At 32.7% G+C, this 11,964-nt stretch carries 13 protein-coding genes; all 13 read right to left on the minus strand.

Going from position 1 to position 11,964, the window contains the following annotated elements; genetic code table 11:
• Positions 1 to 641: hypothetical protein (locus tag KMP12_RS06555; RefSeq protein WP_215756940.1), on the minus strand; the 641-nt coding region annotated here is incomplete at its 3' end.
• Positions 628 to 2,019: a phage portal protein gene (locus KMP12_RS06560; protein ID WP_215756941.1), complete on the minus strand. Its 1,392-nt coding sequence runs from the start codon at positions 2,017 to 2,019 to the stop codon at positions 628 to 630. The genes KMP12_RS06560 and KMP12_RS06555, both read right to left, overlap by 14 nt.
• Positions 2,020 to 2,048: 29 nt before the next feature.
• Positions 2,049 to 3,356, minus strand: a complete 1,308-nt coding sequence (locus KMP12_RS06565) for a PBSX family phage terminase large subunit (protein WP_215756942.1) — start codon at positions 3,354 to 3,356, stop codon at positions 2,049 to 2,051.
• Positions 3,349 to 3,876: a terminase small subunit gene (locus KMP12_RS06570; RefSeq protein ID WP_215756943.1), complete on the minus strand. Its 528-nt coding sequence runs from the start codon at positions 3,874 to 3,876 to the stop codon at positions 3,349 to 3,351. The genes KMP12_RS06565 and KMP12_RS06570 overlap by 8 nt, the downstream gene beginning before the upstream one ends.
• A 647-nt stretch (positions 3,877 to 4,523) precedes the next feature.
• Positions 4,524 to 4,721 carry a hypothetical protein gene (locus KMP12_RS06575; protein ID WP_252344737.1) on the minus strand — a complete coding sequence of 66 codons (198 nt, stop codon included), beginning with the start codon at positions 4,719 to 4,721 and terminating at the stop codon, positions 4,524 to 4,526.
• A gap of 319 nt (positions 4,722 to 5,040) precedes the next feature.
• Positions 5,041 to 5,280 carry a hypothetical protein gene (locus KMP12_RS06580; RefSeq protein ID WP_215756944.1) on the minus strand — a complete coding sequence of 80 codons (240 nt, stop codon included), beginning with the start codon at positions 5,278 to 5,280 and terminating at the stop codon, positions 5,041 to 5,043.
• Between the two features lie 523 nt (positions 5,281 to 5,803).
• A complete protein-coding gene (locus KMP12_RS06585; RefSeq protein ID WP_215756945.1) occupies positions 5,804 to 6,211 on the minus strand; it encodes a hypothetical protein in 408 nt (135 codons plus the stop codon).
• An 18-nt stretch (positions 6,212 to 6,229) separates the two neighbouring features.
• Complete coding sequence (locus KMP12_RS06590; protein ID WP_215756946.1) at positions 6,230 to 7,060, minus strand: pentapeptide repeat-containing protein; 831 nt, start codon at positions 7,058 to 7,060, stop codon at positions 6,230 to 6,232.
• A 2-nt stretch (positions 7,061 to 7,062) separates the two neighbouring features.
• Complete coding sequence (locus KMP12_RS06595) at positions 7,063 to 8,040, minus strand: pentapeptide repeat-containing protein (RefSeq protein WP_215756947.1); 978 nt, start codon at positions 8,038 to 8,040, stop codon at positions 7,063 to 7,065.
• Positions 8,041 to 8,208: 168 nt separating this feature from the next.
• Positions 8,209 to 8,625 (minus strand): RusA family crossover junction endodeoxyribonuclease, encoded by a 417-nt coding sequence (locus KMP12_RS06600; protein WP_215756948.1) that lies wholly within the window; start codon positions 8,623 to 8,625, stop codon positions 8,209 to 8,211.
• A gap of 1,443 nt (positions 8,626 to 10,068) precedes the next feature.
• Complete coding sequence (locus KMP12_RS06605; protein ID WP_215756949.1) at positions 10,069 to 10,818, minus strand: replication initiator protein A; 750 nt, start codon at positions 10,816 to 10,818, stop codon at positions 10,069 to 10,071.
• 19 nt (positions 10,819 to 10,837) lie between these two features.
• Positions 10,838 to 11,311: a single-stranded DNA-binding protein gene (locus KMP12_RS06610; RefSeq protein ID WP_215756950.1), complete on the minus strand. Its 474-nt coding sequence runs from the start codon at positions 11,309 to 11,311 to the stop codon at positions 10,838 to 10,840.
• Positions 11,301 to 11,879 (minus strand): hypothetical protein, encoded by a 579-nt coding sequence (locus KMP12_RS06615; protein WP_215756951.1) that lies wholly within the window; start codon positions 11,877 to 11,879, stop codon positions 11,301 to 11,303. Before KMP12_RS06615 ends, KMP12_RS06610 begins: the two co-directional genes overlap by 11 nt.
• Positions 11,880 to 11,964: the final 85 nt, after the last annotated feature.

Below are 11,964 nucleotides of genomic sequence, written 5' to 3' on the forward strand. Positions count from 1 at the left end.
GTTACGACATCTTTTAATTTCTTTACAACCTTACTGTCTTTGTAAGCCTGTAATTTAACCTGGTTTAAATGATGCATAGCCTCAGTTCTGACAAGCAACATGATTTTGTTAAAATCCCTATCAACGCCATTTTTTAAACGAATAGCCATTTCAACAGCAGACAAGCCAGTATTAAGCCCAACTTGCAAAGTCTCGAATAATCTTTTTGTCATCTCAGCCTGGTTTTTGCCTAGCCTAGTCTTAAAGTTTGCACCAAGCCAGGGCTTTTGGGCTAACCTTTTAACCGACAAATCATTATAAACAATATCAAAGCCAAGCTCCTTTGAAGTATCCTCATAAGTCTTAAGGCTTATATCATCAGTAATATTAGAATAAATCTTATCTACCTTCTTACTTAAAAGTAAAACCTCGTTTTTATACCTATTTTGTAAAAGCCTTAAATACTTAGACCTATAAGCCAAACTTCGACTTAAGCCCTTTTTGCTTATAAGTTCTTCTACCTTCATAAGCTCATCAACTATAGACCTTGTCAAATCTTCATATATGGCAATAAGCTTTTTACTATGCTTTTCTGTATTGTAGTAAGTCTCCCACTGGTTTTTAGCTGCCCTGTTTTCAAAATACTTACTACTCGTCTTCACCGCTCATTACCCTTTTAAAATCTTTCTCAAGCTTGCTTTCTTCCTTTTCCTCTTGCTCCTTAAGCCTCTTTTGCTCCTGCTCAAAATCAACAACCCAAGGATGATTAGCCAGTATAGTCTCGTCCGAAATAATCCCCTTAGAATTAATACAATTAGCGATAACTTCACTTTCATTAATTTCTAAATCGTGGGCAAAAACAACGTTAACATCAGGAGCATTAGACACATTTAAAAAATCGTTAACAAACAATAAAAGCTTATCAATAGCCTTAGAAAACTCCTGTTCAAACTTAGCCGCTTTAAGCTCCAAACCAGAAAATAAAAACTTCAAAGCGACCCCAGAAGGAGCTGACCCGAACTTGTCCAAATCCCTATTAATAGACTGTGAATACTCTATAATATCCCTTTTCAACTGCTCATAATGATTTTTTAAGGCCGTAATATCCATTTCAGGAGTTAAAGCCGACACGTCAGACTTGCTTTCAGTATCGTCTGCATCTAAAAGAATAATACGCTCGTCATTAATCATAGCCCTAAGCTTAGCCACGTTATCGCTATCTCCACTATACCCCTTTAAGACATAAATAATATTCTTAACCTCTTGAATATAATTCGCAGCTTCTGAGCGTGTCAAGTCGTAATTATCAACAATAGACTTAACAAACTTCAGATCGCACAACTCACGGTGATTATTCTTAAAAGCAACAAAAGGAATACCACTTGACCAATTAAAAAATTGATTTTCAACACGTAAAGGATAAGACAAATCCCCAAGTTGCATAATCTCACCTAAAGACGCATCAAGCCTATAATGAGTAACCCCCGAACTTGTCCAAACCTCCAAATGCTCAAAAGTCTTTAATTCATTAAACACCCAAACCTGCTCAGGATAAAAGCGAATAAAAGAATTAAGCCTAGCGTGTGTTACATCCTCCCAAATGGGGATGCACTGCTCAGACGGTACCACCATTAAGCGAAATACCCCCTCCTCATCAACATAAGGATGCAACCAAGCAATACCCTTATTAGACGCTTCATAAGCCAATTCTTCTAAAACATTTTGAAAATACTTACCCAAAACCTTTTTTACATCGTGGATATAATCCACATCATCACATTGAAAAGTGCAATCCTTAGAAAAAGAAAAAGACACCTTCTCATCAACAATATTTTTATAGCTAGCGTGAATAAGCCTATTATCAGCCTTATTTTGCTTCTTATAAGCGTTCTTTACATCCTTATAATCGTTATCTACGTCATAATACTTTTGACCTAGTAACATCCACTTATACCTATCAGAGCTTTTAAAACTATCGACATAATACTTTATCTTTTTAGTGTTCAAGTTTTCCATATCATCCCCGAATAAAAAACTCATAAACAACCTCCTTTTATTCCAAAATCCCATTAAAAACTTACACCCCCTACTTTAAACTTAGAAACCTTAAGACTAGCCACTTCGTAATTATCCAGCCCGTACCAAATAGCCGACAATGTGTGGGCGTCAATGTTAAATTCATCCTCCAGAAGCTGACCGTCCCTATTTACAGCAAAAGACAAATCGCAAAGTTCTTTAATAGCATTAGGGCAAGATGTAGAAATAAAAATATTTCTAAACCTCTTAACTTTTTTAGTATAAACATTTCTCGACCCCTTAAACTTCTTACAAGCCTTAATATTAAAGCCCTTTTGCTTATAATACCTTATCGCCTTAGGCTCTGCTGAATCAGCCTTAATAAGCTCGCCAGTCTGTCTAAACTCCTCAATATCCCTTGCTATCTCCTCGTCTGTCTTATCCTTAGAATAATACTCCCAATAAATGAATAAATCCTTATTATCATGATCAACAACCATTCTTAAAAGGGCGTTATAAGACGTTACAAAGCCAAAATCAAGCCCGTTAAAATATAAAGGTGTTTTTATCTCTTCCATCTTGCAAAGCATCACATCGGGCTTTAAAAGCTTAATTTGAGGCAGTACCTTTTTACCATTCACCCCAAACTCACCACGCCTAGCTATTCGCCATAAATCCCTGTCGTAATTTTGCATATCGTCAAGTTGCTCAATATAAGAAGACGGCAAAAAATAATTATCATCACAAACGCTATGATGATAAAATGCATTACCCCTTTTTATAATCCTTTTCTCGTAAAGCTCCCTATCGTCTAGCTTAACAACCCTTTCTTGATTATCCGGGTTTACATCAATAAAAAAGTGCCTGTAAAGCCAAGAGTTCTTACTCACGGGGTTAGAAGTATAAATAATGTGGTTAGACTGTACATTATGCCTTAAACGCCCGATAAGCTCCTTAATACTCTCATAATTAACTTCCGTACACTCCTCAACCCAGATAATAGACACCCCATTTATAGACTTTAATTTTTGCGAATTATCACAACCCTTAAAAATAAACTCACTGCCATTAAAAAAAGTTATCTGCAAGGGCGACTGCCTCTTTTTAAAATGCAAACCCTCCTTAAGCCCCAACCTAGAGCAAACCTCAAGCAAGAGATTATAACAACTTTCCCTTATAGTCTCGTAAACCTCACGAACAACCAAAATACGCCTATTAGGTTCGCTTATAGCCTTACTTATTAACTTAATAGCCGTATTATAAGACTTACTAGAACCATAACCACCAACAACAACATAAAAATAGTGTTCCCAGTCTTCCAAAAAAGGGCGAAAATGCTTATTAACCCTTACCCTATTCATCGCGTTCAACCTCTAAAAAAGAAATATTAACATTAGGATCGGAATTAACGCTTATATTCTGACTATACATTGCATAAGATTTTGCCAGCTTATCAGAAGCTGCAAGACGTGTTGCCAAATCTGGGCTAACCTCAATAACCTTTTGGATACCCTCCCCGACACCTATAAATTTCACATCCTTTACATTGCCCCTTAAAATATCGCTCCAAAACTGCCTAATCTCCAAACAAGAAGCAACCGAAAGCTCGACTGCCCTTTCATCGAAAATTGCTTGTAATTTTGCCACAACTTCGGCAATGTGTCCGTATTTTGCTTTATTATTAAGCATAAAAGACCCGTGCTTTCTAGCATTCTTAGCAGAAAAACCAGCCTTTAAAGCCGCATCAGCCGCATTTTGAAAACCATTAGCCACAAAATTTAAAACAAAAGCCTTTTGCTTATTCCTGCCAGTTGGCCAGCCTGCCATCAAATCCAAAGCCGCCTTTTCTAAATCCTTTGAAATATCCTCTCTAATAAACACCACCCCCTAAACACTGCCAAAAACCAGTAAAAAACCAGCCTTTTTACCCTTGCTTTTAACAACAATTTATGGTATAATATACTCAAAGGAGATATAAAGCCACCTCCTAAAATTATTTAATTGTTTTTACGCTTTGAGTTAGCCCTCTTAGCGTTTTTTATTTTGCCTTTTTTAAACACTTAAAATAGACCATTAAAAACCAAAACAAAAAGCACCTAGTAAAAACTAAATGCCACTTAACCCTTGATTTCCCTTTCAAGTCCTCTTTTTAAAACGCCACTAAAAATTCCCCCCCTTTAACTGAAAACTAAATTATAACAAGTTTTTATACATATGTAAATGATTTGTCGGTTAAAAGGTTAGCCCAAAAGCCCTGGCTAGGAAAAAATCATAAACAAAGACTAAACCCCAAAATAAAAACCACTTAAAAAGTGGCCTTATTTATGTAAAATAATTTCAAAAAAGGTGGGGAAATTAACAGTGAAAAAACTAAAAAATTAACCAAAAAGCTTGTTATAAGGAATACTCCGTAGAAATTCCTTATTATACAATTTTACCCCCATTTTTTTCCAATTTTTCCAGACTTTTTCAAAAAAAAATAAAAAAAACAAAAAAAAGGGGTTTTTACCCCTTAAAAAACAAAAAAACTACTCAAGCTTACCTCGCCCTAAACGCTCCTCAAAAAGCCTTTTAAATTCCTCTAAATCCTCATCAACCATTACCTTTTTAATAAAATTTCTAGCAATAGAACGCTTAGAAATATAAAGCTTTCTTTCCTTGTTTTTCTCATCCCACTTTCTATTAGCACGCTTTTTAGCCTCACTAATTTTTATTTTATTTTCCAAAAAAATATTGCCTTTCTCTCGCCAATACTATATAATGGTAATAGGTGGTGGCGAGTTCCACCTATACCTAAATAGAATTTTAAATTTAGAAGTTATTACTTACTTAGTAATGCTTCTATTTTTTTTATTAACTCTTCTTTATCTTCCGTGTCTTTAATAACTTGAATTATTAACTTAATAACAGCTTCAAATTCTCTATTTGTCATATCTTCCAATGTTTTCTCCTCCCTCTCGCCTTATTTAAGGTTTTTAACCTTATAATAATATTATACACGCCTTACCGTGTATTGTCAATACCAAATAATAAAAAAAATAAAAATTACTTTTCAAGTTCCCTTAAAATTTCTATAAATAAGGGTTTATCTTCATCACTTATTAAATCAGTTAAAAACTTTCTGGCGTGGCTTCTATAATTAATATATTGTATTTTCTTTTTCTCCTCTTCAGTTCTTCTTAACTTCCTCTCTTTATCCCTAACCCTTCTTTTTTCCTTTTCGATAAGTTTTTCTTCTTCAGTTAGTCGCATTTGCCTTTTTCTATACTGGGTTAAATTTTCCATTTTTCCCCTCCTTTCATCTTGTTTTTTATTTTTTTATGTGATAAAATACTTTTAAAGGTAAGGCGACAATCTGCCGCCTTGTGATTTTATAACAGTTATTTTTTACGCTTCGAGTTCCCGCTCTTAGCGTTTTTCTTTTTGCCTTTTTTAAAATGTACCTTTAAATATTTAAAAACTATTAATAAAGTATTAAATGTTATAACTACATTTTGAATATGTTCAAAAAGATATAAAATAACCTTCATAATCTCACCCCCTCTCAAATAAACTTGAAAAGGTGAGAACCTTTAAAAAAATGTAGTAACTTAACTACAATAATATAATATCATATTCTACACAACTTGTCAATAAAAAACACAAAATTCACAACAAAAGTAAATTATTTAATTATGTATGTCCTTATGACTTGCCTGAGGTGGCTAACTTACTATTGTAATTTGCGAAATTCACAACAAAAAACCACTAAAACTAGTGGTTAAAAATTATAAAACAAGAAAAAAAGAAATCAATTTTAAATAAAAAGTTACTTGCCGTAAATATCCGCTTCTAAATCCAAAAGCATATTATAAAGCTTGTCCTTTTGCCCCTTAATAATATTATAAACGCTAGACTTGCTATAAGAAACCTTAAAACAAATCTGCTGGATAGAATAACCCTTTTTAAACCTCATAGAAACAATAGAATTAGTAAAAAGATCCATCTCATCAAAAAGCCTATTAACACAGTCAAGACAACCCTTTTTAAACAAATAATCCCTATTAGAAATTTTACGAACTAAAGCCTCATCATAAGAAGAAGATAAAACAGGCCTTAAACCAAGTTCACAATCAGACTTTTCTTTAGAATTTAAAAACAAATAAAGCTCACGCTCCAAAAGCTGCGGTTTAGCAAGCAAGCAAAAAATCAAATAAGAATTAACCCTAGAAGACACAAAAACACCCCCTAAAACCTAAAAACAACTAACTAAAGAACTAAACAAAAACCTATGATTTTCATTAAGCCTAATAGGATTTTTACCCCTAGACAAAAAGCTAAAATTACCCTCTAAGCAATCATCAAAAGCTTTTTCAAAGTCCTTAAGCCTCCCCTGGAAATCCCCCAGCAAGACTAAATCACAATCACGGAAAAAATAAAAAACAAAATGGGAATTGCCATTATTTGAAGCAAATTCAAAAGAAGAAAATTCTAAACCCCTAACATCTGAAAAATGGCAAAACCAAAGCCTAGCCTTAGACAAATCACAAGCTAAAAAATCACAATGTAAAAAATCACAACTTTCAAAAATAAAGCTATCAAAACCTAAATTTTTCAAATCACAACGGCTAAACTTAGAAAAATAAAACTTGCCCTCATCCAAAAAACAAGAAACTAAAGAACAATCCTTAAAACTCACAAAAAAGCCATTAACACCTTTAAACTTAGCAAAAGAAAGAACACAAAGATTAAAAGAATTATCAAGAAAAGAACAATCCTTAAAACAAGCCTTATACAGATTAACACCCTTAAACTTAGCATAATCAAACCTGCAAGACTTAAAACAACTTTCAGCTAAAAAAACATCGTCAAACTTAGCATAAGAAAAATCGCAATTTTCAAAAACAGCCTGCTTTAAAAACAACTTAGAAAAATCAAAATCGCTAAAATCATAAGAACTTAAAACAAGCCTTTCTCCCTCCTTGCCCTTGCTCTCTAGCCATATTTCATGTTCGACTACCAAAACGTCAAGGCTTGCTTGCGTCATAAACTTACAAGGCTTACATTCACTTAAAAAATCACTCATAGCTACACGTCTCCCTTCTTAGCCTCTTTATAATCATTTAACATATCCAAAATAAAATCAATAACCTTTTTATACCTCTTAAGCAAAATAGGCTTATGTAAAAATTTAACCTCAACATGCTTTATAAAATCACCAAAAGAACCCCTAAAAGAGCTGCAAGTTACCAAGTCTAAATCAGCCCAATAAGAAACCTGGTTATTATGGCTTGTTGTGTCAAGCCCGACAGAAATAACCCTTTGCCCCACCACTTGCTCATGGTGTGCATGCCTTAAATCAGCACACTTTAAATTAGCACTTGTCAAATTAGCCTTATAAAGATTAGCCCCTTCTAAATCAGCATCCCTTAAATTAGCCCTTGTTAAATTAGCCTTATAAAGATTAGCACAAGATAAGCAAACATCCTTTAAAATAGCATCTTTTAAGCAAACCTCAGATAAAATAGCATCCCTTAAAATAGCATTTTCTAAATTAGCACAATCTAAATTAGCATCTTGTAAATTAGCAAGACTTAAGCGTACATCCCTTAAAACAACACTAGCTAAATTAGCACAAGCTAAATTAGCACAAAGTAAATTAGCCTTATAAAGATTAGCACAAGCTAAATTAGCAAGCCTTAAATAAGCATCTTCTAAATTAGCAAAATTTAAACTAGCAGAAACCAAAGACGCCTGATAAAGATTAGCACCCTTTAAAGATGCTTGCTTTAAAATAGCCTCATCTAAAACAGCCTTTCTTAAATTAGCATAGCTTAAATCACTAAAGCTTAAATTAGCCTTTTCTAAAATAGCATATTCTAAATCAGCATAGCTTAAATTAACATTTGTCAAGCTAGCATCACTTAACTTAGCAAATCTTAAATCCATATAACTTAAATCAACAAAACTTAAATTAAGCCTACTACCCCCTTTACCCTCGCTATCTAGCCATTCTTCATGTTTTCTTAATAAATCCTTTAATACATCTTCATTTAATTTTTTCATCCTGTTAACCTCCTAAAAATATCTACTTAATCACAATAGGTCTTTCTTCACTAAACCTATGAAAAAAACAATCAAAAATTAAAAAACCAATATAAAAGCCCACAAACACGGCAGACAAATATTTTAATATTTTATACACTCCTAAAACCTCCAATAAAACAAAAACCCTTAAATCTCTTTTAAAAAAATTTCAATTCCAACATTACCGACTGCATAAACCTTTTTAATATGAGTAACCACAACCTGGGCATCATCCAGAAAATAACCAGACTCTGCCATACAATCTTTCAAAGCCTTAATTAAGTTATCCGTATCAGGCCTAGTAATCTTATACACCTGACTTTTCTTAACATTCCCAGGTCTTTCAAAATGATAAACAACCCCAAGCTCCAAAGCACCCACAAAAGGGCTATCTGGTTTATATTGATCTAACTTAAGCCTATATAACCTCTTAGTAAGCTTAAGCTTTTCACTATCCCTAACAATAGGACGTCCCTTTATAACAGCTATTTTCTTTTGCTGTGCTGTAGTCCTCGGTATCTTATCAAACCCCAAAAAAACATGCAATTCTCGCTTATTATCCATCTTTAAATAACCACTCCCTATATAATCTAAAACCTAAACTTACAAGCTAAAATCCAACCTAAAATAAGCACCTAAAAAACCTAAATTACCCCTAAACACCAAATTAAGCATTTTAAGCTATGTTTTAGCCCTTTCTTTTACTTTCTGGAACATTATATCATTTTTTCTTCTAATCAAGCTCTATGCTACCTTAAAACGCCTAATTTACCCCTTTAGACATTCTACTAACAAAACAAATTCCTAAAAAACATATTTATATATATTTTTATTATAAAGTAGTATAGCCCCATAATATAATATCACGCGTACGCTATATATATAACTAGTATACTAATTATATATAATAATAATATATATATATATATAAACTAGGTGATATTATATTATATTATTATTAATATATTATTATTACTATTCATTATTACTTATGTGTAAAAATTACACTTTAAAACGGAAAAAATTACACTTTAGACGGAAAAAATTACACTTTAAAAATTCTTAAGTGTAAAAATTACACTTCTACCTCTTATGAGGTATAGAAAAGGGCATGACTAAATAAGCCTATAGCAGACAATTTTTTTTTCGTCTAAAATAAAGCGTGTTTAAATAAGCCTATAGCAGACAATTTTTTTTTCGTCTAAAATAAAGCATGATTAAATAAACCCAAAGCAAACAATTTTTTTTTGGTCTCAAAACAAACCATTTTTTGGTCTTAAAAATCTATTCAATTTTCATTGTACACTAAACAATTTAAAAAATACTGTTGACGAACCAAGAATAGACATTTTTTTAAAATTTTTGTTGCCTTGTACCGTGTATATGCACAAGTCCGCTCACGGTATGCGTATTTGCATTAAACATTATTTTAAAATTTATTTTCTCTTTGTACCGTGCGTATGCACAAATCGAATATGGCTACTTTCCAGTCTTTTAATCCGTTAGTCATTTTATTTTATCCAGCTCCCCCTTTTTACTGTTGCCATCGGTTGAGCTGTCGTTTAAATGCACGCTTAAATATTTAGTTGTTTAGGCGGATTGTTATTGCTATATTATCCACGCCCCACATCTTACTAACCATTTAGGTGGCGTGTCGTCTATTTGTCGATTTTAATGAGTTTTCTAAGGTGTTAGTCATTTTATTTTATCCAGCTCCCCGCTTCCACTCTCCCCGACGTTGAGCTGTCGTTTATATCGCTTAGTTATTCCGGCCGTTGGTCATTTTATATTATCCACGCCCCCGCTTACAAACCTATTTGTTGGCGTGTCGTCTATTACTAGACATTATTTTAAAATTTATTTTCTCTTTGTACCATGCGTATGCACAAATCGGACACAAGGTATGCGATTTTTTTTATAAACATTTTTTTAAAATTTATTTTATTTCTTGTACCATGTATATGCACAAGGGTCTTAAGGGTATTTCGACTAAATAAGGAATAATAATTATTTGTTATACCAAGTATAATTTATTATTCTGTCAACCTCTTCTTTTTCAAATCGTTTATCTGTTCTCTTTTTATCTTCTTTATATTTTTTTCTTAAAAATCTAACAAAATTTATTAAACTTTTTATTTTTATTTTTTTTATTCTATATATTTCGATCGTATCTAGAATATATTTTTTTTCACACCCTCTTATATCTCCGTCTATCAATATTTGCTCTAGCTCTAATACAGCGGAGGGCATTTTATCTTCTAATTTATTTATTTTTTCTTTATCTTCTAATATATCTTTTAATATATCTTTTAATTTATCTTTATCTTTATTTATCGTTGAAACTATCTTATTATTTATCTTATTATTATTATTATTATTTATCTTAATTTCTTTATTCTTTGATTTATCTTTTTTGCTTGTCTTATTTTTTTCTATAATCTTGTCTTGGGGTAAAAAGACAAAATATTTAGTGTTTTTTTTATTCCCGCTTTGTTCTATTAAGTTTACTTCTATTAATTCTTGCTTAGCCTTAATTAAAGTCTTATTCGACTTTAGGCCGCTATTGTTTAATAAATCTTCTATGTTAAAGTATATAAAATATTTCTTTTCTTTATTATCGTAAAATTTTTTGTCTTTTGTTTGTGATAATCTCACCCTATCCAACATAAACATATAAAGAATTTTAGCATTGTTAGATAGGCTGAAATACTTGCTTTTAGGGTTGAATAATTCTTTAGGTGCTTGAAAAAAATTCATCTTATCCAACCCCCCCCTCTTATTCTTTTTCTTTAAAAGGGTTCTTGTCGAATATCGTGTTACCGTTTATTCCTATTCCATAGCTACCAAAATTAAATTTTTGGTTTTCTGTCTTCTGATCTGCCTGGTTAAATAACCAGTCCATATTGTCCTTGTCTTCTTTGCTTTCCTCTTTCTTAGCCTGCAGGTAGCTTATACTGCTAGCTATTACATCGGTCGTATACTTAGTAGTCCCGTCTTTTGCTTGGTAGCTTCCCGTGTGTATACTACCACACAAGCCTATTAAGTTACCCTTTGCTTGATATCTACACAGATTTTCAGCTTGCTTACCAAACGCCTTACACTGTATAAAATCCGTCTGTTTCTCTCCTCTTGCATCCTTTACGCCCCGGTCTACTGCCAGCGTAAAAACTGCTATGGCTAAGTTGTTATTACCTATTTTTAACTCAGGGTCTTTTGTCAGTCTTCCGACTAGCACAAGGTTATTCATCATTTTCACCACCTCCTAGCTTATCTTCTATTATACCAATTATTTTTAAAATTGCATCTTTCTCTAATAAGGCTACCCTTATTTTTTTCGCCCTCTCCCTCTTAGGAAAGTGTAAGCAGTAGGCTTTATAGCTATCATAATTTTTTTCATCATATGCCATTAAATAAAGGCTAAGTTGCAAAGTTATATAGTCATACTCTACGCTTGCAGTTGTTTTTATATCATATATAATATTCTCGCCCACTCCGTCTATAGTGCCGGCGTACAAGTCTTTATAATGTACCCTATGCTCCACATGCTTACTTTCAAAGTTTTTTATCCTCTTATAGTCTTCTATAGTCTGCATTTCTTTTTCGCTCAAGTCTAGGTAGTTGAGAGCTTGCCCCTTTTCTAACCTTTCTATTAGCTCGTGTATTTTTGTCCCATAAGAAGCGGCAGTCGCCAAAACTTCCTCAGCTACCCCTTCGTACTTCTCACCCAGGATTAATTTTATAGCCTGCGTTACGGAAATTAAATTTTTACCGCCCAAAGTATAACTATGATTTGCTTCTTGAAATTCTAATTTGTTCATTTGTTACCCTCTCCTGATTTAAATAACTTTCATACAGCTGGCTGTTCTCTTTTCTAAACTGCCGAGAATTAAACACATAAGACAC

This window comes from Gemella sp. zg-1178 (assembly GCF_018790995.1).
Classification (GTDB): Bacteria; Bacillota; Bacilli; order Staphylococcales; family Gemellaceae; genus Gemelliphila.